The sequence below is a fragment of the Bradyrhizobium sp. STM 3562 genome, assembly GCF_045571435.1.
Classification (GTDB): domain Bacteria; phylum Pseudomonadota; class Alphaproteobacteria; order Rhizobiales; family Xanthobacteraceae; genus Bradyrhizobium.
On record NZ_CP120694.1, the window covers coordinates 2,494,914 to 2,521,415 of the forward strand.

A 26,502-nucleotide genomic window follows, 5' to 3' on the forward strand; every position below is an offset into this window, starting at 1 on the left:
TGTATCGAGCACATGACTCGGAGCGACACCGAGGCTGTGCTCGTCATCGGGAAATCGGCCCTGTGCAAACGTTCCGATAGTAGCCGCCCAGATCCGGGCTCAAGTGCAGCTTCCAAATAATGAAGCTGCAGGAACTTCACTCGGTTCTGGACGGAAGCGGATCTAAAGGTTTGCCAGAGAGAAATGAAACTTTGATTTGCCGGTTCGAGCAAGAACGTCGGATGCAGGAGAAGGCCGAGATGGCGAAGTCTGTAGAGATTAGGAACGTGGCGCCTCTCGCCAAGCATAAGGCGGATGTGATCGTTCGTGCCGGCTCCAATATCTCACTGGCTGAGGTGGAAAGCGCCTTGCTGGCCCACCCAATGGTGCGGGATGCGTGCGCGTTTGGTGTGCCGGATCCGGTGCTAGGCCACCGTGTAGCGGCCGTTGTGCAGCTTGAAGACGAAAGTGGCGACGCGGCAATCGATCAAATTCTGGCGGCGGCCAGGCTGCATCTGGCCGAGCACGAACTTCCGGACCTGGTGACAGCGGTTGACGGCGTGCCCCGCGACCGGCTCGGGAACGTCGATCGTGAAGCTGTTGCGGAAGCAATCTTGGGCATCCGTCGAATGAATAGAGACTAGCCAAAATCGATACAAAGCAGATCTGGGCGGGGGTCACATCAACAGGTGGCACCCGCCACGGATTCTGCTGCGCATCAAGATCAAGGAGATCGTTCTTGTGTCGACCTACGTTATGATTCACGGTGCATGGCACAGCGGGGCGGAATTGGAGCCTGTCGCGGCTTTAGTAAGAGCATCTGGTCACTCTGTCTTCACCCCGACAATGACGGGAAATAGGCCAGGAGATCCAAAGACGACGGGGCTTGAAGACGCAATCCAATCGATCCTCGATTTCATATCGGAAAGCAACCTCGACGACATCGTGTTGCTCGGTCATAGCTATGGGGGGATTGTCATCACTGGCGTCGCCGACCGTATGGCCAGCCGCATTCGCAGGTTAGTCTATCTCAGCGCTTTTGTAGCCAACAATGGAGAATCCTTGAGCGATCTGGTGCCATCGCACTATCCAGGCCTCCTCACGAGCCTCGGTGACGGTTCGGTGGTGCTCCCGTTTCCAATCTGGCGCGACGCCTACATCAACGATGCAGACTTGGAAACAGCGCGGCGTGCGTATGATAGATTGAACCCGCATCCGCTCAAGACGTTCACCGACAAGCTTGTGGTGCGTACGAACCCGGCCGAGATGGCGATGCCGAAGTCCTTTATCAATTGCACGGAAGATACAGCACTTCCTCACAGCTTCCCGTTACATCCGAGGCTTTCGGAAAAGTTGGGACTCTATCGGCTCGTTCAAACACCGGGAAGTCACGAACTGTGTTTCTCGAATCCGGCACGACTGGCGCAAGCGGTTATCGAGGCTGGCAGAGACTAGTTGGAGCCGTTCTCCACAAGGCGGGCACCTTTGACGAACGAGCCAGTTTTGTCCTCATCCAAATTGAGCCAGAGATATTGGACATGGCGGCTCTCGGCCCGGCGCAGGACGTCTTGAAACCTGCCAGAGGATCGAGAGCCGTCGGGTTCAGTGCCGAGGAGTTTTTCCTGCTACTGCGAAACCCGCGTCAGGATGTTTCTTCTCGTTTTTCTTTAGAAGAGATCTTGCGTGCGATTAGCACCGACATGAGGGCGGCGAGGCTGAAGAGCGTCGCCACCCAACCAAGACGCACAACTGCGCCTGCGCGACGACCGTCGCCCCAACTGCTGCTCCTGTGGCGCTGCCCAGATAGATGGCCGATGAGTTCAGTGAAAGGCTGACGGAGGCCAAGGGCGGCGCCAGTGCCACCAGCCGAGCTTGCTGTGCAGTCATCGTCCCCCAGCTTGCGAAGCCCCAAAGGAGCAAGGCTGCCAGGAGTGCGCAAGTGACTTCCTTCGCCGGGAGCGCTGGAGCGAACGACAGTACAAAATAGGCCAGAAGGGTTAGGCCGCAACCAATCGTCACGGTGTGGCTTGCACCCCATTTGTCAGTCATCGTGCCGCCGAGCCACGTCCCGATTGCACTGGCGAGCCCGAAGGCCAGCAACACCATGATCAGTCCTCGGGGGCCAATGCCGGCAACCTCCGCCACGAAGACGCTGAGATAGGTGTAGAGGGAAAAGGTGCTCGCGACGGTCAGCAGGCTCGTCGCCAGCAGCGTGAGCATGTCGGGACGCTTGGCAAGGGCAAAGCGCTCGCCAAGAGTCGGGATGATGCCGGGGCGCTGGCCGGGCATTCGAGTTAGCATCCCGATCGCCGAAAGAACTGCCAGTCCTGCCACGCTAAAGAAGGTGGCGCGCCAGCCGAAACCTTCGCCAACCAGCACGCCGAGCGGAACACCCGCGATAATCGCCAGGGTTAGCCCATTGGTCACCATGGAGAGGGCGCGGCCCCGCCGCCCCTGGCCCCCCAGAGCGGCGGCATACCCGCTCGCCGCAGGCATGAAACCGGCCGCGGACAATGCCAGTAACAGCCGAGCCGCCAGCAATCCGATGTAGTTAGGGGTCATTCCGGCCAACACGTTTCCCAAACCAAAACATAGCATAGCCATGATCAGCAGGCTGCGCCGCTCAAACGAGGCCGTCAGCACTGCGATGACCGGAGCGCTGATGGCGTAGGCACATGAGAACACCGTGACCAAGTGACCTGCGGCCGGGACGCCGACGTTCAAGTCTCGTGCGAGATCCGGCAACAAGCCCGCGATCATGAAACCCTCTGTCCCAATGGAAAATGCGCCGAGGGTTAGCCAAAGAAGGCTTCTATGAGACACTTGCATATCGCCAGAACATTAAGCCCGGTATCGCGCCGCTTCCCTGAAAGGCAGTCTGCGGCACCTAGCTCTTCCAGGGGGTGTTGCGAATCCGCGCGCAGGCGTTCGGCCTCTTAAATGACGGATCGTGATATTCGATGTAGTCAAAGTTTACTGTTCCGAAGGTTGTTTGAGGCTTCCTCACCGCCGAGCACGTTTGGACTTTGATAAACTCGTTCTTGAAGTCGCCGCGGGGGAGGGCGGCTATCACTTGCTCGCGCTGTTCTGCTGAGTAGTCGTCATATCCAACGCCGACGACGTCTACCAAAACTCCGGCGTTAGTGAGGGCGATCTCCGGCCGCATGAATTGGGGGATGCCCGGCGTCGTATGCAAAGCGATCGCTTCCCACACCAGATCGGCTTTCGGCTCGGGTATGCCGTGGCTCCTCAGAAAATCGCGCGCTGCGTCTGCACCATCGACCTCAAACCGTTTCGTCTGCGTGTGATAGGCATCAACCAGGCCCAAATCGTGAAAGAGGGCAGCGATATAAAGCAGTTCGGGGTCGAATTTCACATTCTCGCGCACCCCTCGCATCGCACCGAACACAAACACCCGAACCGAATGATTGAACAACATCTCGCTCTCGTGCTGTCTCACCAATTCGGCCGCCTGGCGTGCGATCTTGCTGTCGGGAATCTTGATACCGCAAATCTCGTCGGCCATGTCGAACTCCTTCCAATCTGTATCGGCGTGTCTGATCATATGCGATCACACGCCCGAGGCGGTCCGCGCGCGATCAGCCGTTCTTCGCAGGCGCGACCCCATTGAGCACAGATGGATTGTATTAGCCAGTCGTGAAGACCCCGACCGTATGAAGATCTTGCAAGAAGATATTGGGTGTGATGCATCGTGAGAGAAAATTGATCGCAACACGGGTGTACGCTTCCGATCGTAGCCGTGCCGCTAGCATGACCGTGAAGACAGACGCCGATTGTGATCCTCCATGACGTCGCGAATGAATTCGCAAGATGCTAGCCGGCGCGACGAAGGCTCTCGGTAGCGCGCCGAAGGATGTCATGGAGCCACCGGTGGGATGGATCTTCGTCAACGCGCTCGTGCCAGAGTAACCGGACCTCGAGCGGGTTCGTCGTGTAAGGCAACTCGTGGATCGCTATCGAATGGGTCCGTTCGAAAGCCTTGGCCAGCGGACGAGGCACGATGGCTGCGAGTTCGCTGCCCTCGATCAGCGCTGGCAGCGCCAGAAAATGGGGCAAACTAATGGCCATTCGTGGCGGCAGGTCGCTGTCGCCGAACGCCTTCTCGAGTGCTGCACGATCGTACATTTCGGACCGCCGCGCCAGGCCCCGCTCGGAGATGAACCCTTCAATAGCCCCCTCCTGCTCGCCGCCGAAGGAGACAACGACCAGTGACAGCTTTTCGAAGGCGGCTTTGTCGATCCGGCAGAGCTTCCTGCTCGCGCTCACAATCAGCACGTCGTCATATTCGAACAGCAGCGCAGTCCTAAAACGGCTTGGAGGCGAAGAGAACACCCCGATTGCGACATCAATTCGCCCCAGATCGAGTTGCTCAGCGAGGTCGATCCGTGTCACGGGTTTGATGACCAGATCGACTGATGGCGCCTCACGGCCAAGCAGCATCAGCAAAGCGGGCCCCAACGCCAGTGTGGTGAAGTCGTTTGCAGCGAGCGTAAACAGCTTTGTCGATAGGGCTGGATTGAACGTAGGTAGCTCGACAGCCGCCTCGAGAGCGCGTAGCGCGTCGCGTACCTGAGAGGCCATGGCCAATGCGCGGGAGGTCGGCTGCATGCCGGCCGCCGTACGCACAAAGAGATCATCCTCCAGCACCTCGCGAAGTCTCGCCAATGAATGACTTACGGCCGATTGGCTCAGTGCGAGCTTTTGACTTGCCCGCAGAACGCTTCGTTCCTCCATGACGGCATCGAAAACCTTTAAAAGATTCAGGTCTAGTGTGTTGAAGGATACGGGCACGATTGGGTTTCCTAGCGCGGGAAGCTCTCAGCCGCCTGGAGCTGTCGACTAGTTAATCCCCAATCGGCTCTAAATACAATCAGAGGCGTCGAGAGGCCGCCCAAGCCATACATCTGGGCGTGAGCCGCGTTCAAGATCGTGCTGCAAAAATTTCACTTCCGGTTGATTGAGAAACGGTGATTATTTTCGGCTTAAGAATGCTTTGAGGGAGACGCTATGAGGAGTCGGATGCGATCAATTGGAAGTCGCGCCGGGCGTAACCCGCCGCAGCTCGCTTGCGATGAGGCTGCAACGAAGCGAACGGTCCCGCGTATCTTGTCTAAAACGGCGATCTGTGCCGTTCCTCGCGGCGAAAGCTCGATGGCCCCGGAGCAGAGCCTGCATAGTTTGGGGGAAAGAGTGTTTGGTCCCGAGTTGATGCAGCGGCAAGCGCCCGAGGAAGCGGGCCGCCCTGAGATTGATCGCATCATCTTGGGCCGGTTCGCCTGTCGTGAATTCTCGGAAAAGCCTGTCATGCGGCACACGATCAGAGAGATTCTTGCAGTCGCGCGGTTTGCGCCGAGCGGAGCCAACATACAGCCTTGGAATGTCTATGCGCTTTCCGGTGCGCCCCAGAAGCGGCTCTCGTCCGCGCTTCTTGAAGCTCATCGTAACGCCAGGACAGAGCATGTCTCTGAGTACAAATACTATGCGGATGTCTTGCCGTCGCCGTATCGTCAGCGCCGCCAGGAATTTGGCCAGATCTTCTATGGCTCGCTTGGTATCGCTCAGACGGATGTCGAGGCGCGTGCAGACCAAACGGCAAAAAACTATACGTTCTTCGGCGCGCCTGTCGGCTTGATCGTCACGATCGATCGTCGCCTTGAAGCCGGCAGTTGGCTCGATCTCGGGATGTTCCTCCAAAATGTGCTGCTGGCGGCCGCCGGCCGGGGCCTTGATTCGTGCCCTCAGGAGACGTTTGCGAAGTATCACAAGATTCTTCGCGAGCAGCTACCGATCCCTGAGGAGCAGATGGTCGTATGCGGGATATCGGTGGGTTACGCCAAGGTTGAGCCGGGGCTGAAATCGATGCCTCGCGCCGATCTCGACGACTTCGCCGACTTTACTGGGTTTGAAAGCTAGGGAGGCAAGCCAATGGGCAGCAGAGAGGATCTGATTCAGTGCAGCATCCCGTTCCTGGCGGAGGTCAAGAATATGACGCCAGGCGCCGAGATGGAACGGTGGCTCAACAGGACCTATGGCCCGGAGAGCAAGCTCTATCAGGATCTTTCGCGACTGATCAGGCTTGGTGTCGAGGAGGGGTGGGCCGCCAATCAGGAGGTGGAAGGGCCAAACTATCGCCGCAGCCGCATTTTAGAGCCGCGGCCCGAGACATTTCATTTCAGCGTAACGGCGGTTTACATGAACAGCGATGATCCGCGCCGGTTCAAGGACGAGGACGATATAGACATGTTGCGCGGCCAATATCACGGGCACCCGTATGGCGAACTCAACCTCGTCGTTCCGTTAACTGAGGGCGCGCAATTGAAGGGCCTACAAGGGTGGCAGGGGGCGGGCTGGACTGCGCCCGATCCCGGAAGTCAGCATTATCCAGAGGTGAGAGGAGGGGCAGTAATCGCGTTATTTTATCTTCCCGCTGGGCGTATATCGTACGATGTGAAAGCACCATCTTAACAGTACAAGCCGATTGCCGCGAGGCTCAGCATTCGACATCCGGTCGATCGTGGCCGATCACGTCCAATTGGACAATATCGCCCTGCGCGACGTAGGCGTCAGCAATTGTGACCTAGCGGAGGCGCCGGTCTATCAATGGCCCTTCGCTCGATCCTACGTCTATTCGAATCCCACAGGAACAGCTCTTTTGGGGTGATAGGTTGCGATGAGGCCAAGTCCACCCACGCCTGAGATCGTTGCACCAACTGTGAGAACCCATTCTTTTTCACTCCCCACATTCGAAAAGACCACGAGCTAAGAAGTTCGAGCGTCTCCCATGTCCTGTTCAGAGCTCAGTCCAGCTCCATCGTGTAGTTTGTATAGCCCGAAGCGACGGCGTGCCATTATCGCTGCTACCATCGGCAATTTGCTTGAGTGGTATGATTTTTTTGCGTATGGCGTGCTCGCCATTACCATGGCGAAGCTCTTCTTCCCTGCTCGAAATGAGGTTACTTCGTTGCTCCTGGCGCTTGCCACATACGGTGGTGGAGTCGCGATGCGGCCGGTCGGGGCTGTCGTTCTCGGCCTCTACGCAGACCGCGTTGGCCGCAAGGCATCACTCTGCTTGGCTATGTATCTCATGGGCCTTGGTACCGCGCTCATTGCGTTTGCGCCCACTTACGAAAGCATTGGAGTTGCGGCTCCCTTGCTCATTCTGTTCGGGCGCCTACTTCAGGGCTTCTCAGGAGCAGGCGAGCTAGGCAGTGCGACCGCGCTTCTGGTTGAGATTGCTCCGCCCAACCGAAGGGGGGTCTACGCAAGCTTCAATGCGGCAAGTCAGCAGATAGGATTTGTGCTTGCGGCGATCGTGGTCATGACGGTCAATTTGGCTATGACGCCTGCCCAGATAGAATCGTGGGGGTGGCGGCTGCCTTTCATGTTGGGCCTAGCCATCGTCCCGATAGGCATTTACATCAGGTCCCAGGTGCAAGAGCCTGACCTGTTTCTGACGAAGCAACAGGAGCAGAAGAGCGGGCTAGCTGGTGCGGCTATCAGAACGAGGCGCCCCCTCCTGTTGGCGGTCGGGATCCTAAGTCTCTATGTCGTCGCCGGTAACATCGTTTTCGTCTATATGCCGACCTTCGCGGTTCGAAAGTTGGGACTGCCCAGTTCCGGCGCGCTGCTCGCGACGATCGTGGCAACATGCGTGATGATCGTCTGCACTCTTGTTGCGGCGACGATATCCGATCGCGTCGGGCGAAAACCGTTGCTACTTTTTGCAAGTGCGACTTATGCATTGATCACCTATCCAGCGTATATGGTAGTGACGGCGTCGCCTTCTGTTCAGATGCTGATGCTGGTTCAATCCACGCTTGCAGTGCTGAACGCGATTTATATCGGCCCCCTGATGTCGACCCTCGCAGAACTATTCGCTACCGCCCTACGTGCCACCGCCGTCGCTTTGGCCTATGGATTGACCGTCATGGTGGGAGCCCTCTCCCCAGCTTTGGCCACGTGGCTCATAGATTTCACCGGAGATACCCGTGCACCCGCGTTTGCGGTGGTCGCTACGAGTCTGCTTAGCAGTTTTGCCCTTGTGCAGTTCAGGGACCGGTACCGAGAGCCGTTGGCTTGATTGTTCCCGATGGGAACAGGTTGTCTCTCGTCGGATTGGCGGTACGGACAACTTTCGTAGCAAATCGCAATTCCGGCAAAATGTGCTAGTTATGGGGAATACGGACGCCGCGCAGCGGTCGTGGTGCGTTGCAATAACTAGCCGTACCTGGGTAACAGGCCCGAGGGTTTGGGGTTTGCTGTCTTGCAACAGCGATTGAACGAAGGCGAAGCGTACCTGTTCGGTCCATTTCGATTGCTCGCCTCCGAACGACTTCTTCTGAACGAAGGTGAACCAGTCCCGCTGGGGAGCCGCGCCCTCGATATCCTGATCATTCTCGTTGAGCGAGCGGGGGAGGTTGTCAGCCACCGCGAGTTGTTCAAGCGGGTCTGGTCGGACGTTATCGTGGACGAGGCGAGCCTTCGCGTGCAAATCGCTGGTCTGCGTAAGACGCTGGGTGACGGCCGGGAGGGTGCGCGTTACATCGCAAATGTCCCAGCAAAGGGCTATTGCTTTGTCGCGCCGGTTCAGCGGGCTCACGCCGTCCGGCCATCCCCGAACCTGGTGTTCGATCGCCCGCGATCTGACACGCTTCCCGACCGCTTGGGCCGTATGGTGGGACGCGACGAGACAGTCGAAGTGTTGTGTTCGGACGTCAGATCCCGCCGGTTCGTCACCATCGTTGGTCCCGGAGGTGTCGGAAAGACCACGGTTGCCGTCGCCGTGGCACATGCGCTCGCTGACGAGTTTGAGGGGGCTGTCTGCTTCGTCGATTTGAGCGTGCTGAGAGACGGCGCACTTCTGATCACAGCCGTCGCGTCGGCCATCGGGTGCCTCGCGCAGACGCAAGACTCGAGCCAGCGGCTGTTGAGCTTCATTTCTGACAAGCGTCTACTCGTCGTTCTCGACAGTTGCGAACACGTTCTCGACTCTGTTGCTTTATTTGCAGAGCATGTGTGCCGAGAAGCACCATTCGTTCACCTCATAGCGACTAGCCGAGAGGCTCTGCGCGCAGAGGGTGAGAACATTTATCCGCTCCAGTCGCTCGAACTCCCCGGCAGCAACTCGAGCTTGACCGCGGCAAAGGCCTTGGCGTTTCCGGCTGTGCAACTCTTTATGGAGCGTGCCGCTGCCGGAGGAGTGCGGCATGAACTCTCCGACGAGGAAGCCAATCTGGTCGCTGACATTTGCCGTCAGCTGGATGGAATGCCGCTCGCGATCGAGTTGGTCGCAAGCAGAGTAAGCGCATACGGAATCAGCGGCTTGGCCAAGCTGGTTGGCGATCATCTGATGCTTGTCTGGCGAACGCGACGGGGTGTGCCGCGGCACCAGACGCTCCAAGCGATGCTCGATTGGAGCTACGAGCTCCTGTCCGACGATGAAAAGGCGACCTTGGCTGCGCTCTCGGTATTCGTGGGAGCGTTCACCTTGGAAATGGCTCAGGCCGTTGTGTCCCGGCTCGACCACGACGGTCTGCAAGTTGCAACCGATATCGTAAGCCTGATGGACAAGTCGCTCATAGTGGTTTCGCCTGCAGATGGCGCAAGTTGGTATCGCCTGCTTGATACAACTCGCTCATATGCGGCCCTCAAAGCCAGGGAGCATGGCGAGGACAACGTAGTTGCAAGGAAGCATGCGCTTTATTTTGCAGAGCACCTGGGACGAGTGCGAACACCGGCGGCAAGGGGGCGCGATCTGGCAGGTTATACTCGCCACATCGGCGATATCAGAGCAGCGCTAGAATGGAGCTTTTCGCCATCGGGAGACGCCTCGGTCGGAGTGGCCCTCGGTGCCGGCGCTACGCCGCTGTTTCTGGCGTTGTCAATGCTCGGCGAATGTCGGCGCTGGTCGCTGCAAGCAATAAATAGGTTGGCGGAAGAGGATCGCGGCACAAAGCTCGAACTGGAACTCCAACTGTCCTTGGCGATTTCATCGAACCATGGCCATGGCGACAGCTCCGAGGTTGGCACTGTACTGGAGAGAGCGCTGGGTCTAGCCGACGCGCTTGGGGACCCGGAATATCAGTTGGAGCTGTTGGCTGGCCTCAATCTTCACCTCGCACGAATGGCGGAGTTCGGCGGGTCCTTGATTGCGGCCGAGCGTTATGCCGCGATAGCAGCGGCGGTCGGGGGAGTGCGTGCGGCCGTGACGGCTGAGTGGATGTTAGGTGCCAGTCACCACTTGGTCGGAAATCAGTTGTCGGCGCAGCGGAGCTACGAAAAAGGCTTCAACGCCGCTGCGGGTGCGGGCATAGGTGAAGTGCACTCATTCGGGTTCGATCACCAAGTAAGAGCGTTGATCGGCTACGCGCGAACGATGTGGCTTAGAGGCTTTCCCGACCATGCGGCGCGACTGGCCTACCAAGGCATAGAAGTCGCCGGACGACAAGATCATCCGGTTTCGGTGTGTATTTGCCTTCAGCACGCGACCCCAGTGTTCTTGTGGCGCGGCGATCTGGAAATCGCAGACGACCTCATAGAACGCCTCATCACCTGTGCTACCAAATATTCGCTCACAAATTACGAAGCTGGCGGCATGGGTTTGAAAGGCGAGCTCTTGCTGGCCCGAGGGCGAACACAGCCGGGTATCGGGTTGCTCCGGGAGGCGCTATCGATTCTGCGAGCCGAAGGACGATACATGCTCTCTTCCTCCGTCTATCGAGCACTGGCGGAGGGGCTGGCCGATGCCGGCGAGTTCACGGAAGCCTCCAGCATGATCGAAGGCTTGCTGGCCGATGCGAGGAATGGCTCCGGAACCTTCGAGGTGCCGGATATGCTGCGGGCGCGTGCCAGAGTGCTGCTGCTGGCATCGCCCCGCAACTTGTCCGCCGCCGAGGCATCCCTCCGTGAGTCCCTCGAATGCGCGCGGCGGCAGTCGGCGCTCGGCTGGGAATTGCGCTCGGCTCTGCTCTTGAGCCAATTGTGGGTGGATCGTGGGCTCGTCGCGGAAGCCCGACAACTGCTTGGCGAGGTGCGTGAGCGGTTCACCGAGGGATTCGAAACTGCTGATCTGGTCCAGGCGGCGCGCCAGCTTCGTGAAATTGAGGTGGCAGCTAAACACTCGTAGCCAACTCGAGCTTGCTGCAGGCTTGAGCGCCCAACCCCCCCTTTACGAGCCGCTTTGGAGAAGTGCGACCGAGGGTTATGATTTTGAGCCCCACCGCGCGGCAACTGCCGTACCAATTTACAGCATTTTACAGGAAAGAACTGGCATTCCGATCATTCCGCGTTCATTTTGCTGAGATCAAGTCACTGGACGCATGGCATGTCACCCCGCCTTCCAGCGCCACCTTTCACCTGGACCACCGCAGCAAACAAAGTACGTATCATAGAAGATCATTGGAATAGCCAAAAGCCCGCGCATGTAGCGCTGAGCTACACAATTGACAGCTTTTGGCGCAGTGGTGTCGAATTTCTCTCTGGACGTACAGCCATCGAGGCGTTCCTGACCTCGAAATGGTCAAGGCAACTCGAGTATCGAGTAATTGCGGAGCTCTGGGCGTTTGCCGGTAATCGGATCGCTTCGCGCTTCGCAAGTGAATACCATGACATTGATGGCAACTGGTTCAGGTCATACGGAAATGAACACTGGGAGATCGATTCGGATGGGCTAATCCAACGACGTATCGAGAGCTTCAACAACCAGTCAATCAAAGAAGCGGATCGGGTCCTTCGGTGGCCAATTGGGCGCAGACCGGAGGACCATCCTGAGCTGAGCGATTTCGATCTCTGATCGAATCAGGCCTCCGCGAATCTGTTGGAGAGCTGCGAAACCGCCTAAGCGCGGATGCCGTCTTCGGCGTGATCCGCTGAACCCTGCGAGGCCTCGCCCAATGACGCTGTCTTGCTTCATCGTCTGGTCTCGATCTAGCGCGCCGATGAGATACCCAGGAGTCCTGGCGCTGAGGCGTGCGCCTGACCTGAGCCTTTCATGACAGTCGGCAGTTCGGTGGCGACTGGCCCAATGGGCTTGAGGCCGACCAAGCGTCGGGTTTTTCGGCAAATATCCGTGGGGCTTGACGCCGATTCTGCGGAGGGGTGCGGCTTCGTCAATTGCTCCCGCACATGCTCGGTAGCACGCGCCAGGAGATCGAGCAGCCATCGTTGCGGTACGTCATCGTTGGTGCGCTCATGCCATAGAACGCTGACATCGAACGAACCGGAGCGGTAGGGCAGTTCGTAAATTGACAGCGGCTGTGTGCGGGCCAAAGATACGGCAAGTGGGCGCGGTACGATCGCCGTCAAGTCTGACTGCTCGAGCAGGCTCGGAAGAGCGACGAAGTGCGGAAGCGACACGACTATTGGGGGGCTCTGCCGCAAAACGGAAAGTGCCTGTTCCAAGGCAGCCCGATCGTACATCTCCGATCGCCGAGCCAGGCCGCGTTCAGATACGAACCCATCCACAATGTCATCGTGCTCACCATGCAGACACACCGCTGCGATCGAAAGACTGGAAAGCGCTTCGCGCGACAGTTTTCCAAGCGGTCGAGAAGAATTGGCTATCAGAACGTCGTCGCACGAAAACAGCGATTTCGACCGGAACCGGGCCGCTATCTGCGAGAAAGTTCCTATTGCCGCGTCGATGTGTCCCAGGTCGATCTGTTCGGGCAAATCCGTTACGCTCTCCGGCCGAATAACGAGTTCGACAAAGGGGGCCTCGTGCCTGAGCAGAGTTAGGAGCCGGGGTACCATGACCATGCTCACAAAATCGCTTACTGCAATGGTGAACCGTCGAGCCGACCTCGCCGGCTCGAATTTAGGCGCACCCATCGCCCTTTCGAGAGATTGCCACGCCTGACGCACCAGCGGAGCCATCGTGAGTGCCCGTGCGGTCGGCTGCATGCCGCTTGTGGTGCGGATGAATAGCTCATCCCCGAGCACTTCTCTCAACCGCGCCAGAGCATGGCTGACCGCAGACTGGCTCAGGCATATTCTCTGGCTTGCCCGCAACACGCTGCGCTCCTCCATGACCGCGTCGAAGACGCGTAGGAGATTCAGATCTAACCGGTTCAATGGCGTGGTCATGCGCGAACCCGGATGGTCATGAGTGTCAGGAATGGGTTGCAGTGCACATGCCGAACCGCGCCCCGCCAAACTTTGAATGAATAAGCGGTCGAGACGAACAGTTGATGGGCACCGTCGATCTTCGATCCAAGTCGGAGTGGTTCGGCCGGAGCTCCTGCCCTTATTGGGCAGCGGATTGAATGCAGTTTGTAGCGCACATGAAACTCCAATAGATCGTTTGAGCGATCCTTCTTAAAGAGCGTCGGGCGATGCGAGATTTCAATCTTGCAGTTCGAACCGGGCGACCAAAACCGAGAAGAGAGATCCCAATGATGGTCGAGATGCTACGTGGATGCGATGACCTAACAAGCCGAGCGCCTGACGAACGATGAAAAGGCCGATGCCCAGGCCCTCGTGCTGCAGTGGATCGAAGCGAGTAAAGGCATCGAATATCCTAGGCATATGCTCGCTCGAGATGCCAACGCCAGTGTCGTGTACCTCGATGCGTAGATTTGAACCGCAGCGTCTGCAGCCTAGCAGGATGCGGCCACCCGGGCGCGTGTATTTGATGGCGTTGCTGAGCAGGTTGCGCAAAGCCGCTCCCAACAGTAGGCTGTCACTCATCACGATGGCCTCGGACGGGATCATGCGGATGAAGACACCGTTACTGAAGGCAGCTTCCTCGTTCTCTCGGTAGACCTGCCTCAGGATGTCCCCTACGCAGACCGGCGCTAGCTTAAGAGAGTTCGTGTGCTCCCGCATTCGAAGGGCGCTCGTGAGCAACGCAAGCTGTTCCTTTAGACGGTCTATCGCCTTTTGTCCCGACTGCAGCAGCCGCAACTCCGAACTTGTGCGAACGCCCATTCCAAGAAGCTCGTGTGCACTCTGGATGATTTGGAGTGGCTGACGCAGATCGTGACCTGCGATCGCAAGCAGGACAGCCTCAAACTCCGAGGCCAAATGCGGTTGCGCGGTGCCGTCAATGGACCAGGTATTCTTGTGACTTGCGGCGAAATGAGCCGTCGTTTCTCGGTGCAAGATAATGTCGGTCGCGTCGTGCATAGTGTTCCCTTTCAGCTTGCTGGCTTTGGAAGAACATCACCCTGCCACGGACCATGTTACCGGCTTCGACTATGCTTTCGAGTTAAACGTGCTAAGAATCTGTAAAGAGAATTCTAGAGCTCGGGCTTGCCTCCATTAGCGCCAATGTGGGCTCGCAAGGTCGGCGGCGCCAGGTCGTTGCTCGCGCCGACCGGCTCGTCGGAATGACGGTCGTGATAATCAGAGAGTTTTCGCATTTGGGCACGAACATGTCATTTCGCTCGTGTCTGCAGGGCTGTCCGCTTCGGGGACTCTTCAGTCCATGTGAGAAAACCATCTGCGTAGATGGTAGACCACGAGCGCGCCACGGCACGCGTGGCATGACGAGAGTTGTAATATGCGGGTCACGGCCATACCCGTTAAAACTTGTAAATTGCACAAGGGAACATTCCTGCGAGTCGCGGCGCAGCAAACGGCGTCGGCTTAACTTATGTTATGGCTGGCCAGAATGGCCCGCGCTGTCTGGAGATCAGGGGTTTCGAACCCCTCCGTAAACTGCGTGTAAATGGATGCTAGAACGTTTTGAGCGCGACGATCGCAACCATGTTGGCCTTGGAAGCGCGCGAGCGTGATGGCTGAGCGAAGTTGATAAGCCAGGGCGCCCTGTTCTTTTCCTGTATCCAGAGAACGGTCGATCAGATCCAATGCCCAGCCGCGATCTGATTGCTTTCTCGCTGCCACAATTTCCGCTTTCAGACGCAGCAGTTCCGCAAGCTCTACCGCTCCTCCCGAGCCGTTTGCCCGATCGATGGCTCCGTCGACTATCGCGAGTGCTTCGTCGAGGCGTTGCTGCAGCCTGAGACCTTGAGCGAGAGCGCCGGAAAATATGGTATGGAGAATTTCGTGCTCCTCAGAGTGAAGTGACACCAGCGCCTGCCGGAGCAGCTCAGTTCCGGTCTCGAGTTCTCCCTTGTGAACGGCAACCTCACCCCTGAAGGCCATGCCAATGGAACGGAAAGGGTCGAGGCCATGTTGGGTTGCGCAGTCGACCAGTCGATCAGATAGATCGCGCGCGCGCTGCACGTCACCAGCTCTCAGGAAGACCTGAGCAGTGTAGAGCGACATGCAAAGCGAAATCGGCTCGCTCTTGGTCTCCGCTTCACGGATGGCCTGAGCTGCCGTTCTGAGAGCGCGGCTCGCATAGCCACGCAGCCATAGAGTGCCAGCCAGTCCGACCAGCGCGCGAACTCGATGATCGTAGCCGAACAGGATTGGATCGTGGACGGCAAGCTCTATCGAGTGTGCCATACCCTTTTGGCAGTGGTGTTCAGCAGCGTATTGGTTGCCGACGCAGTGGTAGGCAACGCCAAGCATCCACTCGGCAGCTACCACCCCGGCTGCAATCTTGCTGCTTTTGGCCGTGGCCCTCGCTTGTCTGGCGACTGCGAGAGAACCTCGAAAATCCCCGGTCCTGTACAGAAATGCATTCAAGCCGGCCAGGAATTGCAGCTGATGTGCGCTGTCACCGAGGTTCACGGCGATTGCCAAACCCCTTTGAAGGGCCGCCTGCACTTCGCCGCTGTTGCCTTTCGTGAACATGGATGTATACGACAGCGCCGCTTGGAGAACCATTTCGAGTCGCTGGCCTTCCTCCTGGTGTGGCAGCACGGCAAGCGCTCTTTGGCAGGAGCGCCGGCATTCGTCGAAGAGGGAGTATCGGATCAGCAGCGGCGCCGCCATGGCAGCGAGCTGTGGACCGAGTGCTGGGTCTCCCCGATCTGATAATGCCCAGCCGAGCGCTGCGCGAATATTGCCGACATGGCCGCCGAATCCGAGCAGATCGCTTGATTCGGAATCGAAGACGGACCGCAGCCCGACTCGTCGCCATAAAAGCTCACAGAAGATCATCGCGTGCTTTCGGTGGGTGCTGTGCGCGTCCCCGCGCTGCTCGAGCTTGGCTGCAGCATAGGACCGCGTGATCTCCAGCAGATGGTAGCGGGTTTCGCCGTCGTCATCTTCAGCTGCTAGAAGGGATTTTGACGCGAGCCCTGCTAGGGCCTCGGTTATTGCCTGTCGGCTTGCGTTCGCGTCTAAGACGAGTGCTGCAGCAAGTCCGACGCTAAAATCGCCAACAAAGACGGACACTCGGCAGAGGACCTGTTTCTCGAGTTCGGACAGAATCCGATAGCTCCAGTCGAGCATCGTAGTGATTGTCTGGTGCCGGGCGACTGCCGTACGCCGGCCTTTCCACGCGAGCGCAAATCCATTTTCCAGCAGGTCCGCGGTGGCGCGAAGACCAAGCGAGCCAGCACGGCTGGCCGCGAGTTCAAGCGCGAGGGGGATGCCATCTAGTCTGCGGCAGATCCTTCCGACCGTCGGAGCATCCGGATCGGTCAGGGGTGTTTTCAATCCAGCTGCGGACGCGCGCTCCACAAACAATTGCGCCGCTGGATAGCAAAGTATATCGTTGGTCGTTAAGTCGGGCCGATCAGGAGGGCTATGGAGCGAGTTCAAGATGTGGACGCGCTCGCCATCGGCACGTAAGGCTTCGCGACTCGTGGTTATGATGTGCGCTCTTTCGACGTGTCGGTGAAGCCGCTCGGCTAAATCTCCAGCAGCATCGATCGCTGTTTCACAATTGTCGATCACAAGGAGTGCAGCCCTGCCCCGGAGAAAGGTGATGAGAGATGAAGTCGGATCGCGTGGCTGAATTGCACATCCGAAACTTGACCCGATCGTGCTCGGAAGAGATGCCGGATCAGCAAGCGAACTCATGTCGACAAAGCAGGTGGTCTCGCCAATGCGTTCAAGCGCTGCATGAGCCACGGCAATAGCAACCGTGGTTTTTCCAACGCCCCCTGGGCCCACAATGCTCAGGAAGCGATGCTTCATCAGTTCAGCCGAGAGTTTAAGCACGGTCTCATCCCGTCCCACCATTCGCGTGAGAGGCGCGGGAAGGCAGCTGTTCTTCATCCTGACGGGGGCTGCGCCGGCCTCCGGAAAGACGTCGTCCGTCCAGCGTTGCACGGGTGCGACGAAGCAGTAGCCGCGTCCCGACACGGTTGCGATGTAGCGCTGACCTGTGCCGACAGGGTCAAATAACTTGCGCAGGCCGGCAATATTGACCCGCAGATTAGCCTCATCGACAATGAGATTCGGCCAGGCTCGTGCGAGCAAATCCTTTTGGCTGACGACCTCTCCCGCGCGTTCCAGAAGCGCAATTAACAAGTCGAGAGCCCGGCCACCAACCGCCAGCGGCTCATCATTTTTCATCAGGGCCCGTTCCGCGACGTATAGTCGGAAAGGCTCAAATACGAACACGTCCTTACGAAGCCGGGTAGCCGGTTCGGTCATAGCTTACAAATCCGCCGATCTCAGCCGTGCACCGCAAAGGCATCGTGTTACACCATTGAACCATCTTTCACGCCTGTTCACGAGGTGAATGGTATCTTGGTCCCATTCAAGCTTCAATCGGTCGGTCTTTTCTGGAACTCCCTGCGTGACTTCCGCGGTGGCGGGGCTGTCGGTGCTGCAAATCTCACGCGTAGTCAAACGGATCGCCGCCGAGCGATTGCTGCGATGCGGGCCGACCTCGCCGCAACCTTCGGGAATGCTTCCCGGAGAACCACAACCATTGCACAGAAGTTTCCTTTATATTTCCTGCTCTAGCAGCACAGGATCCCGTTGGGTGCAGGAGACCGTCGGCATCGGGGTCCCGGCGGAGCCGATCTGACGAGCATCCCATGCGTGGTGCCGTCGCAGGCTGCAGCCGATCTCCTCCGCACGCAAACTGTACATTGGACCGGTGAAATCCTTTCACTTCCGTGGATCTGCAAAAGTCTCCAGCATGGCAAGGCGGCAATGTCTATGGAGTCAGCCGAGCGCGCAGCGTGATGAGCGAGCAGCGATGAACGAGAGGGCTTTCCAATGCCGACCATCCAGACCCGTGACGGTACGGACATCTACTACAGCGACTGGGTGCAGGAAACCCGGTTGTATTCAGCCATGGTTGGCCTCTCAGCGGTGATGCCCTCGAGGATCAGATGTTCTTCCTGGCAGAGCGCGGCTACCGTGTCATCGCGCATGACCGCCGCGGGCATGGCGTTCCGGCAAGCCGTGGCATGGAAATGACATGGACACCTATGCGGACGATCTGGCTGAACTGGTGACAGCCCTCGATCTCTGGGGGGCGGTTTACATCGGTCATTCGACCGGTGGTGGAGAGGTCGCCCGGTATATCGCCCGGCACGGCACGTCTCGCGTGGCCAAAGCTGTGCTCATCGGGGCGGTGCCGCCGCTGATGGTGCGATCAAAAGCCAATCCGGGTGGTCTGCCGCTTGAGATCTTCGATCGGATGCGATCGAATGTTCTGCGTGATCGGTCGGGTTTCTGGTTCGATCTCAGCACCCCGTTCTACGGTTACAATCGTGCCGGAGCCCGGGTTTCCGACGGCGTGCGGCAATCGTTCTGGGAACCAGGAATGATGGCGAGCTTGGCCGCCTCCTTCTTTTGCATAAAGGCGTTCTCCGAACCGACCAGACGGACGACTTGAGAGCGTTCGATGTGCCGACGCTTATTCTGCACGGCGACGACGACCAGATCGTTCCAATCGAAAACTCTGCCAAGCGATCTGTGAAGCTCATAAAGAATTGCGAACTGAAGTTGATCCCAGGCGCTCCACACGGCATGTGCACGACCCGCAAGGACGTGATCAACGAGGCGCTGTTGGCGTTCATCGCAGCGCGGCAGTAATTCCGGCTTCGAGGATCTGCGCATGGCCGGCGATTGGCGGAGTTCGGTGGGGCTGCGATCCGCAAGGAGATTGCTCTTGCGGCCGCCTGACACGCTGTGATTTCCGGGCCACGGCGAGCTCCACAGCTAACTGTTCAGCACCCGCTCAACGGGGCGTGCCGCCAAGATGCTGTTCCCCGACCGATGAGCCGGTGAGACTCGTTCAAGGGGCCGGCTTGGAGGATGAGCCCTCTTCGGACGAATCCACGCAAAGCACGATCTTGCCTTTTGGTCGTTGTATCCGGCCTTCAAGCATCATGTGGGCTTTTCTCGCATCTGCAAGCGGAAGTACTGTGCCGACTTCAACTTTCAATTCACCGCGATCAACGAGCTCGGCGATAAGGTTCAGCCTTTCCGTCGTTACAGCGACGAGAAAGAACTCCGCTGTCACTCTGCGATCGGTTGCCAATTGTTGGTCTGGTTGTGAGACCGTGGAGATCAACCTTCCGCCCTCGCGCAGGACGGCGAACGAACGTGCCTGCGTGTCTCCACCGACGAGATCAAGGACCGCATCGATCTCCTTGACCTCCTGCTCGAAGCGTTGCGATCGATAGTCGAGGACCTGGGCGGCACCAAGCTTCCTTACGTACTCCATGTCCGCACCCGCCGCGGTCGCGATGACATGGATGCCAGCTCGGTGCGCGAGTTGTACGGCGTATCCGCCAACGCTTCCAGCCGCTCCGTGGATAAGCACCGTCTGGCCCGCTGCTAAGCGAGCGTATTCAAAAAGAGCTTGCCAGGCCGTGACCGCCACGACCGGGACTGATGCTGCCTGAACGGGAGAAAGCGAGTGTGGTCGTTGAGCCAACATCGAAGCAGACGCGACGGCGTACTCGGCATAGGCACCGAGAAATTGGGTGTTTGTTACGCCGAAAACCTGGTCACCTATGTCCAGGTTGACCGAGCCCGCTCCGACCTCCTGAACTTCGCCAGCCAAATCAGAGCCCAGTGTGAGAGGGAGAGGCTGTGGCAATGCACTCTTGCCGGATCGAATCCATGCGTCCCAAGGTCCAACGCCCGCTGCATGTACCCTGACAAGGACTTCGTTAGGACCGGGTTTGGGCCGGGCAATGGACTCGAAGATCATGGCTTCGGGCGCGCCAAAGGCGTGCACGCGCCAGGCTTTGATCTCGCTTGGTAAAGTACGATGCGCGGCGTTGCGGGTTAGCCTATCTGCCATCCTGAGCCTCACGAGCTTTTGTAAGTTGAGCACGTCCGGGGCGGACGTAGTGCAATGGACCGCTGCCCCGAATGAACGTCTAGAGTAAGCCGTTCGATGACACGGCTGTAGGGTCTACGGGACACACGTCGGTATCACTCGCAAGTGTCCGCACAAAGTGAAATGCCTGCAGCTTGAAACTCCCGCTGGTTCATATCCAGTGCAGACGCTCGACCGCGGACTGAGGCCGCGTCTCGGACATGCGCGACGCTGGACGCTCAGCACCATTCATGCTGGTAACAGCACTAGTTGGCCACGCCGGCGGTGTTGGGTCTACCCCCTTGCGGCGTGCTTCGAACGGCTGGCGCGCTTGGGTCCCAGCGAACGTCGGCCGATGGATCCAGAAGATCCACCGCAGCTACACGGTTTAGATCAGACAACCGGCGCTCCGCAGATCCAGATAGATCGAGGCTGGCTAGAAGCCGTAGCAGAGTTTCATAAGCGCAATCAGCAACCGATATAGGAACCGGCTCTTCATCCAAAGCCTCGATGTAGCGCGCTGCCTGCAAGCTCAACAGCGTGTACAAGGCTCTTTGGTCCGGTTCATCTGCAGCAAGGATTGCGAGCTTCTGCCTGAAGAGCTGAAATGTACGCAATCCGTGATGTTGGCTCAGGAGCCAACCATACAGGTCGTTCATCATATACTCTCCACGTTGGAAGAAGCCAACAATTTCTAAGGCAGGGCCGCGAGTCAGCCAAATGATAATCCTGCAACGACCTTATGAATGGCGCTCAGCTTCGGGGTGGCGGCGGGCCGACTCGGCCTGAACTGCGCTAGGCTCAATTTCCTCATGAAATCGTTTCACTTCCGCGTTCGCCAATTGTGAGTGACTTTCGCGCTTCGAAAGAGCGGCGTTTCCGACACCGTGACAGCAATGAGTCGGCGAATTTTCACCGGATGCGGAACTATTGAAACGGGTGTTTCAAATCAGACGGCACTCGGCACAGGAGTACGGAATGCGGTCATCCCTACCAGTTGCAATGCGCTTTGCCAAAGCTGCGATAATCATCATGAGCCTCTCGACCCCGGCAAAGACAGCACCAAGAACAGATGGTGATATTGCGCTAACAGGCGTTATAGTTCCAGCGCCGGCTACATCAAGTCCGATACGGAGGGGTTCTGCCCAAACGGCGGACGCGACCGTCAACGTCGCTACTTTGCCGTCGGCGATATCATCGGCCTCCGGTGCAGCCGTCCATTCCGCCATAACGGTGGCCGCCCTGTCAGAGCGTCCGTCCGAAAGCGTCAAGCCGGTTTTCGAGCGGCCAATACCAAATTTGCCCGACCGGAAGTTGATTGCGGTGCTCGTGAATTATCCACCTGCTGGAAGGTCTCGCTCTCATTATCACGCGAAATCGGCGTTCATCTATGCTTACGTGCTTTCCGGTGCGATCCGAAGCGCAGTTGGCGCTGAGCCGGCCAGAACCTACCGCGCCGGTGAGAGCTTCTATGAGGACCCGGGGGCACATCATCTTGTCAGCGAAAACGCGAGCGACACAGAGCCAGCAAGTCTTTTGGCCGTATTTATCGTAGAAGCCGGCGATCAGCCTCTCACCACTCCTGACGCGCAGACCGGCAATTAGAGCTAGCAGCCCTCGTGACCGTCGGTGGGCAGGTGCAGCAACCGCCGCGCGTGCGCGTTGCATTCGCGCCTAGCGTCGGCGCCTGCCTTGACCGGCAGCCACCGCCTCGGCGTCTCGCGGCGATTCATGGCGAAATTGAGAAAGGAGGTTTCAACTGAAATCCGATTCGAGAACTACGTAGTCGGGTTGTAGCGGCACAGCGCCATGATGAGCACTCCTACGAACCGACTGAATATGGAGGTTGTTTGTGAGGGTGCGCGAGAACTCGGGACTGCGAGACAACGGGATGATGATAGCACTTGTCACTACACCAGTAAGTGGCCGAGGAAGTTGATAACTGAGTTGAGAGCGTGCTGGGCCAGAGAGCGCGTGGCTAGGCGCGCGGCGCGGTCGCTGGCCGCGTTGGATGAACGCACACTCCTAGATCTAGACGTCTCGCACCGTGCCATGATCGAATTCATGGTGCGCTATTGCCTCGAGTGTTAGGCGCCGCTGCCGGAGTGGCGGCGCCTGTGAGACAGGAACCACCGCGCCTTCCAGGTCGGCCTCAGTGGAACAAGGTAGACGGATATGATGCCAGACATCTTGAAGAGAATAGAAGCCTACAAACGTGAGGAGATCGAGCTTGCCAAGCGTGAACGCACCTTGGCGGAGCTGTTGTCGCGCGCGCAATCTGCAGTGCCTCCGAGGGGATTCATCTCGGCGATCCGCAAAAAGCAGGTGTCAGGTGAGTATGCGTTGATTGCAGAAATCAAAAAGGCGTCACCATCGAAAGGCCTTATCCGGAAGGAATTTGATCCGGAAGTATTGGCTCAAGCCTATGAAGCAGGTGGAGCCGCCTGCCTGTCCGTGCTGACCGACAAGCCATCATTTCAAGGTGAGCTGGACTTCATGGCGCTGGCGCGTGCGGCAACGAGCTTGCCGGTACTGCGCAAGGATTTCATGTTCGATCCCTATCAGGTAGTGGAAGCGCGCGCATTCGGAGCGGATTGCATTCTGCTGATCATGGCTGCTCTCGATGATGAAATCGCAAGGGACCTGGAGGCAGCAGCGATCGAGCTGGGTATGGATGTGCTGGTTGAAGTGCATAACCGCGCGGAGCTTGATCGTGCATTGTGCCTGAAATCACCGATGATCGGCATCAATCACCGAGACCTGCGTACGTTTCAAACGACGCTCGAGGTCAGCGAGAAGTTGGCCCCGTACGTCCCGGACAGCCGGCTGATTGTGGGCGAAAGCGGAATCTCGACCTCAGACGATCTGATCCGTTTGTCGCGCATCGGCATATCGACCTTTCTCGTCGGAGAGAGCCTGATGCGTCATGCCGACGTTACAGCGGCAACGCGGGCGCTCCTGGGCGGCGCGGCAGGGCCTGAACGCTGAGCGCGCCCCTTCGCGGTAAACACGAGACCGCGCGCGATGAGCTCGCCAGCCCATGTTGTGGAGCCTTGGATGGTTGCCGCTCTCGCAAATGTGTACGGAAAATCAAAAGTCTCGATCGTATAGGTACACCCGGCGCCGGGGCGACATGAACATGACAGCGACCGTCGGTCCGACCGCGGCGCTCACCAGCCAAGTGGAACGAGCTTTTCGTGCAAACCATTGCAACTAACTAACAGTGCTAACAGCCGGACGCTGACATGCGTGGTCGTCGAGGACGACGTGACAATGCGCCAACTGGTGACCAACTATCTCGAAGAGAACAGCTTTCGTGCCATCTCGGCCTCGCGGCCGGAGGAGGCGCTTGGCGTCCTTGCGCGACACAAGCCGGACATTGTGGTGCTCGACCTTCGCCTAGGGCAGGAGGATGGCCTAGATCTGCTCCGCGAGATTCGAGCGCAATCCGATGTTCCGGTCATAATTACAACGGGTCATCGGCGAGACGAAATAGACCGAGTTGTGGGATTGGAACTGGGGGCCGACGATTACTTGACCAAGCCATTTGGCTTGAGAGAACTGCTCGCCCGCATCAAAGCCGTTCTCAGACGGCGGGATATGGCATCGGCGCAGCGGGATACAGAGAAGGGCGTTTGGCGTTTCGGTCAGTGGCAGATTGACCGCCGAACTCGCCGCCTAGCCAATTCTTGCGGCGAACCTATCCCTCTCTCCAAGGGGGAGTACGCACTCCTGACCGCTTTTCTCGACGCGCCGCAAAGGCCGCTCTCTCGCGAATATCTCCTGCAAGCAACCCGGGTCCACGAGGATATCTATGACCGGAGTATTGACGTGCAGGTGCTTCGATTGCGCCGCAAGCTCGAAGTCGATCCCAGCGCGCCTTCCATAATCCGCACTGAACGGGGCATCGGCTACGTTTTCACTCTGGCAGTACAGCGGCTCTAATCACCATAGGAGATGGGAGGGGTCTCTCCGGATCGGAATCTGCGAAGGCGCCTGACCTCGGCGGCGTGGCTGGAAGTCTGCTAGCCGCTCCAGCGTGAATGTCGAATGATGTTGCAGAAGTTCATGGGGCGGAAATTGGGATCCTTGTCCGCGAGGACGTCCGCCTTGACATTGCCGAATGTTGTGTGCGGCTTGTGCTTTATCCCTCCGTAGAAGGCATTGATAATGTCTTCCTTGAAGTGGGCAGTCCGTGGATGCGCGGAAACGATTTCGAGGCGTTGTGCATCGGAGAATTCCTCATAGCCTATACCTAACACGTCCATTTCGACCCCGGCGGTGACGAGGGCGACGACAGGATGCATGTGGACCGGAATTCCCGGAGTGGTGTGGAGTGCAATAGCTGTCCAAACGAGGTCGATGTCGCTCTGAGAGATCTTGTGAGTCCTCAGGAAGTCGCGTGCCGCGTTGGCGCCGTCGACTTCGAAGCGCTCAGTTTTGCTGCTGTGTTTTGGCATGAGCCCCATGTCGTGAAACATCGCGCCGGCGTACAGTAATTCGCGATCGAACGTGAGACCGCGACGAAGTCCTGTAAGCGCACCGAAGTGATAAACGCGGCATGAGTGATTGAAGAGAAGCTCCGATTCGGTGTCCCGCACCAGCTCACGAATTTCTTTGCAGAGGGAGGTATCCGGAACTCCGATATCTTTGATCGTTGCCATAGTATCTCACCCTTCCGTAGACGAAGCCAAAATGGTGGCCAGCTCGCAAGAGATAATGCGAGTGGCAGCTGTCGGTTGGGTTGGAGAGTGGCTCAACGCAGACGCGCGTGAGAAGTGAAAGCTCGCCAGCACCCATCTGACGAATTTTCATGGGATGCGACGTCTGTGATCAGGCCGAGCTGGACTTCACGCCGAGTGCGACCTCCGTCATTCGGGTCCTGAATGCAATTCACTTGCATCGCAAAGGCCGAAATTGCAATTACGAGGCGCTCCTCCCTGACTTGATGCCCGTCGTGCCTTCGGTGCGACGGGCGTTTTTTGCGCACGCAAGTTCGTGAAGACTAGGGGGCGGTCTCGCGACGTGAAATCGGATCATCTGGCGAGTGAAGGACTTTCACTTCCAGCTGCAGCGCTCAAAGGCGCATACGAGGGCAGACCAAGTGAGCAGCGAGAAGGAAAATCTGAGATGGACTTGACCGTCGAATCCAGAAGCACGTCTGCCGCGATCGGTACCGTGGCGAACTTTCCGCCTGGAGTGGCCAATGAGATCAGCGCGGCTCTGACAAATCTGCTTGCCGATGTCTTCACGTCGTATCTGAAGACAAAGAACTTCCATTGGCACATGTCGGGGCGACACTTTCGGGACTACCACCTGATGCTGGACGAGCAAGCCGATCAGGTGTTCGCGATGGTTGACGCTGTCGCGGAGCGATGCCGGAAGATCGGCGGCCGGACTATCCGGTCCGTTGGCGAGATCTCCCGCAGGCAGCGGCTCAAGGACTCCGATGCCATGGATCTATCGCCAGGAGCCATGTTGAGCGAGCCGCAAAGTGACAACCGTCGGCTGCTCGAATTCCTGCGCGATCTTCACGTGTTCTGTGAGAAGCACGAGGATGTTGCGTCCGCAAGCGTGCTCGAAAACTGGATCGATGAGGCTGAAGGGCGGATCTGGTTCCTGTTCGAAGCTGTGTGCGACTGAACTGGGTGTCACCGGACAGGCAGGAAAGGTTCAATAGATGTTTGACGTGCGTCGCAGGCAATTTCTTGCCGGAACGGCAACGCTGATATTTACGGCGACCAGCGTCAGGGCGGCGACAATCGCCGGGCGGTTGCCATGGGCTCCCAACGCCGGCGATCCACCGGAGCGTTTCAAGCTCGGCCCTTGGGAGTTTTTTACCGGTGATGAGGGGCGCGCAATGGAGGCCCTTGCGGATTGCATCATCCCTCCGGACGCGCAGACGCCAGGCGGAAAAGATGCGGGTTGCGCTGTATTTATCGACCGCCAATTGGCGGGGCCCTACGGCAGGCAGGAGGGGCTTTATCTCCATCCCCCATTTCAGTCTGGCGCTAAGAATCAGGGATACCAGTCGGATATAGGACCAGCACAAACCTACCGAGCTGGCTTAGCTGCGATCGATAGCGTCTGCAAGGAGCGCAACAGCGGAAAGGCGTTCGCCGACATCCCGGTAGGCGACAGAATCCTATTCCTGAAAAGCTTGGAGGTCGGCGAGCTGGAGCTTCGCGGGCTCGACGGGAAGTCGTTCTTCGCACAGATGGTCAGGGATGTGCAGATGGGATTCTTCGCTGACCCGATCTATGGAGGAAACCGAGACATGGTCGGATGGAAGATGATCGGATATCCCGGCGCACGCTACAACTATCTTGATTGGGTCAATCGGCATAACGAGCGCTTTCCTCTCCCGCCGGTTGGGATGACCGGCAATGCCCAATGGACGAGGTCGTAGC

At 58.2% G+C, this 26,502-nt stretch carries 21 protein-coding genes and 1 pseudogene; 13 read left to right on the plus strand and 9 right to left on the minus strand.

The genetic code is table 11. The annotated features are described in order from the left end of the window. Positions 1-119: 119 nt before the first annotated feature. Both P6U23_RS11435 and P6U23_RS11440 read left to right on the plus strand, forming a co-directional pair. Positions 120-623, plus strand: a complete 504-nt coding sequence (locus P6U23_RS11435; protein ID WP_407179846.1) for an AMP-binding enzyme — start codon at positions 120-122, stop codon at positions 621-623. A gap of 97 nt (positions 624-720) precedes the next feature. After that, positions 721-1,434: an alpha/beta fold hydrolase gene (locus tag P6U23_RS11440; RefSeq protein ID WP_407179848.1), complete on the plus strand. Its 714-nt coding sequence runs from the start codon at positions 721-723 to the stop codon at positions 1,432-1,434. Between the two features lie 234 nt (positions 1,435-1,668). Here the strand turns inward: P6U23_RS11440 and P6U23_RS11445 are convergent, their stop codons facing one another. From P6U23_RS11445 to P6U23_RS11455, 3 genes are all read right to left on the minus strand, one after another. Continuing rightward, positions 1,669-2,739: an MFS transporter gene (locus P6U23_RS11445; RefSeq protein ID WP_407179849.1), complete on the minus strand. Its 1,071-nt coding sequence runs from the start codon at positions 2,737-2,739 to the stop codon at positions 1,669-1,671. 127 nt (positions 2,740-2,866) lie between these two features. Continuing rightward, positions 2,867-3,505, minus strand: a complete 639-nt coding sequence (locus P6U23_RS11450) for an HD domain-containing protein (RefSeq protein WP_407179851.1) — start codon at positions 3,503-3,505, stop codon at positions 2,867-2,869. A gap of 308 nt (positions 3,506-3,813) precedes the next feature. Beyond that, positions 3,814-4,791, minus strand: coding sequence for a LysR family transcriptional regulator (locus tag P6U23_RS11455; RefSeq protein WP_407179853.1), 978 nt, complete (start codon positions 4,789-4,791; stop codon positions 3,814-3,816). 360 nt (positions 4,792-5,151) lie between these two features. On the opposite strand from P6U23_RS11455, the gene P6U23_RS11460 reads away from it, so the two are divergent. The 5 genes from P6U23_RS11460 (at position 5,152) to P6U23_RS11480 (ending at position 11,791) form a co-directional block, all read left to right on the plus strand. Then, entirely contained in the window at positions 5,152-5,913 is a 762-nt protein-coding gene (locus P6U23_RS11460; RefSeq protein ID WP_407179854.1) for a nitroreductase, read from the plus strand. Between the two features lie 12 nt (positions 5,914-5,925). Next, positions 5,926-6,465, plus strand: coding sequence for a DUF4863 family protein (locus tag P6U23_RS11465; RefSeq protein WP_407179856.1), 540 nt, complete (start codon positions 5,926-5,928; stop codon positions 6,463-6,465). Positions 6,466-6,820: 355 nt separating this feature from the next. After that, on the plus strand, positions 6,821-8,080 hold the full coding sequence (locus P6U23_RS11470) for an MFS transporter (RefSeq protein ID WP_407179858.1): 1,260 nt from the start codon (positions 6,821-6,823) through the stop codon (positions 8,078-8,080). 195 nt (positions 8,081-8,275) lie between these two features. Continuing rightward, entirely contained in the window at positions 8,276-11,125 is a 2,850-nt protein-coding gene (locus P6U23_RS11475) for an ATP-binding protein (RefSeq protein ID WP_407179860.1), read from the plus strand. A gap of 198 nt (positions 11,126-11,323) precedes the next feature. Then, entirely contained in the window at positions 11,324-11,791 is a 468-nt protein-coding gene (locus P6U23_RS11480) for a DUF1348 family protein (protein ID WP_407179862.1), read from the plus strand. A 134-nt stretch (positions 11,792-11,925) separates the two neighbouring features. Here the strand turns inward: P6U23_RS11480 and P6U23_RS11485 are convergent, their stop codons facing one another. The 3 genes from P6U23_RS11485 to P6U23_RS11495 all read right to left on the minus strand — a co-directional run bounded on the left by P6U23_RS11485 (position 11,926) and on the right by P6U23_RS11495 (position 17,457). Beyond that, complete coding sequence (locus P6U23_RS11485) at positions 11,926-13,083, minus strand: LysR family transcriptional regulator (protein ID WP_407179864.1); 1,158 nt, start codon at positions 13,081-13,083, stop codon at positions 11,926-11,928. A gap of 258 nt (positions 13,084-13,341) precedes the next feature. After that, on the minus strand, positions 13,342-14,124 hold the full coding sequence (locus P6U23_RS11490; RefSeq protein ID WP_407179865.1) for a sensor histidine kinase: 783 nt from the start codon (positions 14,122-14,124) through the stop codon (positions 13,342-13,344). 462 nt (positions 14,125-14,586) lie between these two features. Beyond that, entirely contained in the window at positions 14,587-17,457 is a 2,871-nt protein-coding gene (locus tag P6U23_RS11495; RefSeq protein ID WP_407179866.1) for an ATP-binding protein, read from the minus strand. A gap of 573 nt (positions 17,458-18,030) precedes the next feature. Here P6U23_RS11495 and P6U23_RS11500 point away from each other — a divergent pair. After that, a pseudogene (locus P6U23_RS11500) lies at positions 18,031-18,855 on the plus strand (alpha/beta fold hydrolase). Between the two features lie 202 nt (positions 18,856-19,057). On the opposite strand, the gene P6U23_RS11505 reads toward P6U23_RS11500, so the two are convergent. Beyond that, positions 19,058-20,074, minus strand: coding sequence for an NADP-dependent oxidoreductase (locus tag P6U23_RS11505; protein WP_407179868.1), 1,017 nt, complete (start codon positions 20,072-20,074; stop codon positions 19,058-19,060). A gap of 284 nt (positions 20,075-20,358) precedes the next feature. Continuing rightward, positions 20,359-20,754 (minus strand): hypothetical protein, encoded by a 396-nt coding sequence (locus P6U23_RS11510; RefSeq protein WP_407179870.1) that lies wholly within the window; start codon positions 20,752-20,754, stop codon positions 20,359-20,361. A 316-nt stretch (positions 20,755-21,070) separates the two neighbouring features. On the opposite strand from P6U23_RS11510, the gene P6U23_RS11515 reads away from it, so the two are divergent. The 3 genes from P6U23_RS11515 to P6U23_RS11525 all read left to right on the plus strand — a co-directional run bounded on the left by P6U23_RS11515 (position 21,071) and on the right by P6U23_RS11525 (position 24,037). Continuing rightward, a complete protein-coding gene (locus P6U23_RS11515; RefSeq protein WP_407179872.1) occupies positions 21,071-21,697 on the plus strand; it encodes a cupin domain-containing protein in 627 nt (208 codons plus the stop codon). 573 nt (positions 21,698-22,270) lie between these two features. Next, positions 22,271-23,080: an indole-3-glycerol phosphate synthase TrpC gene (trpC, locus tag P6U23_RS11520; protein WP_407181415.1), complete on the plus strand. Its 810-nt coding sequence runs from the start codon at positions 22,271-22,273 to the stop codon at positions 23,078-23,080. 219 nt (positions 23,081-23,299) lie between these two features. Further along, positions 23,300-24,037: a response regulator gene (locus P6U23_RS11525; protein WP_407179874.1), complete on the plus strand. Its 738-nt coding sequence runs from the start codon at positions 23,300-23,302 to the stop codon at positions 24,035-24,037. Positions 24,038-24,117: 80 nt separating this feature from the next. On the opposite strand, the gene P6U23_RS11530 is transcribed toward P6U23_RS11525, so the two are convergent. Next, a complete protein-coding gene (locus tag P6U23_RS11530) occupies positions 24,118-24,756 on the minus strand; it encodes an HD domain-containing protein (protein WP_407179876.1) in 639 nt (212 codons plus the stop codon). Positions 24,757-25,222: 466 nt separating this feature from the next. On the opposite strand from P6U23_RS11530, the gene P6U23_RS11535 reads away from it, so the two are divergent. Both P6U23_RS11535 and P6U23_RS11540 read left to right on the plus strand, forming a co-directional pair. Beyond that, positions 25,223-25,735 (plus strand): Dps family protein, encoded by a 513-nt coding sequence (locus P6U23_RS11535; protein WP_407181416.1) that lies wholly within the window; start codon positions 25,223-25,225, stop codon positions 25,733-25,735. 37 nt (positions 25,736-25,772) lie between these two features. After that, on the plus strand, positions 25,773-26,501 hold the full coding sequence (locus P6U23_RS11540; protein WP_407179877.1) for a gluconate 2-dehydrogenase subunit 3 family protein: 729 nt from the start codon (positions 25,773-25,775) through the stop codon (positions 26,499-26,501). Position 26,502: the final 1 nt, after the last annotated feature.

What these genes read in the sequence shown, in the direction of transcription:
- trpC (WP_407181415.1), top strand. Translation starts at nt 22,271, where the DNA reads ATGCCAGACATCTTGAAGAGAATAGAAGCCTACAAACGTGAGGAGATC.
- P6U23_RS11540 (WP_407179877.1), top strand. Translation starts at nt 25,773, where the DNA reads ATGTTTGACGTGCGTCGCAGGCAATTTCTTGCCGGAACGGCAACGCTG.
- P6U23_RS11510 (WP_407179870.1), bottom strand. Translation starts at nt 20,754, where the DNA reads ATGATGAACGACCTGTATGGTTGGCTCCTGAGCCAACATCACGGATTG.
- P6U23_RS11445 (WP_407179849.1), bottom strand. Translation starts at nt 2,739, where the DNA reads ATGATCGCGGGCTTGTTGCCGGATCTCGCACGAGACTTGAACGTCGGC.
- P6U23_RS11480 (WP_407179862.1), top strand. Translation starts at nt 11,324, where the DNA reads ATGTCACCCCGCCTTCCAGCGCCACCTTTCACCTGGACCACCGCAGCA.
- P6U23_RS11505 (WP_407179868.1), bottom strand. Translation starts at nt 20,074, where the DNA reads ATGGCAGATAGGCTAACCCGCAACGCCGCGCATCGTACTTTACCAAGC.
- P6U23_RS11495 (WP_407179866.1), bottom strand. Translation starts at nt 17,457, where the DNA reads ATGACCGAACCGGCTACCCGGCTTCGTAAGGACGTGTTCGTATTTGAG.
- P6U23_RS11530 (WP_407179876.1), bottom strand. Translation starts at nt 24,756, where the DNA reads ATGGCAACGATCAAAGATATCGGAGTTCCGGATACCTCCCTCTGCAAA.
- P6U23_RS11535 (WP_407181416.1), top strand. Translation starts at nt 25,223, where the DNA reads ATGGACTTGACCGTCGAATCCAGAAGCACGTCTGCCGCGATCGGTACC.
- P6U23_RS11435 (WP_407179846.1), top strand. Translation starts at nt 120, where the DNA reads ATGAAGCTGCAGGAACTTCACTCGGTTCTGGACGGAAGCGGATCTAAA.
- P6U23_RS11515 (WP_407179872.1), top strand. Translation starts at nt 21,071, where the DNA reads ATGCGGTCATCCCTACCAGTTGCAATGCGCTTTGCCAAAGCTGCGATA.
- P6U23_RS11460 (WP_407179854.1), top strand. Translation starts at nt 5,152, where the DNA reads ATGGCCCCGGAGCAGAGCCTGCATAGTTTGGGGGAAAGAGTGTTTGGT.
- P6U23_RS11450 (WP_407179851.1), bottom strand. Translation starts at nt 3,505, where the DNA reads ATGGCCGACGAGATTTGCGGTATCAAGATTCCCGACAGCAAGATCGCA.
- P6U23_RS11465 (WP_407179856.1), top strand. Translation starts at nt 5,926, where the DNA reads ATGGGCAGCAGAGAGGATCTGATTCAGTGCAGCATCCCGTTCCTGGCG.
- P6U23_RS11485 (WP_407179864.1), bottom strand. Translation starts at nt 13,083, where the DNA reads ATGACCACGCCATTGAACCGGTTAGATCTGAATCTCCTACGCGTCTTC.
- P6U23_RS11490 (WP_407179865.1), bottom strand. Translation starts at nt 14,124, where the DNA reads ATGCACGACGCGACCGACATTATCTTGCACCGAGAAACGACGGCTCAT.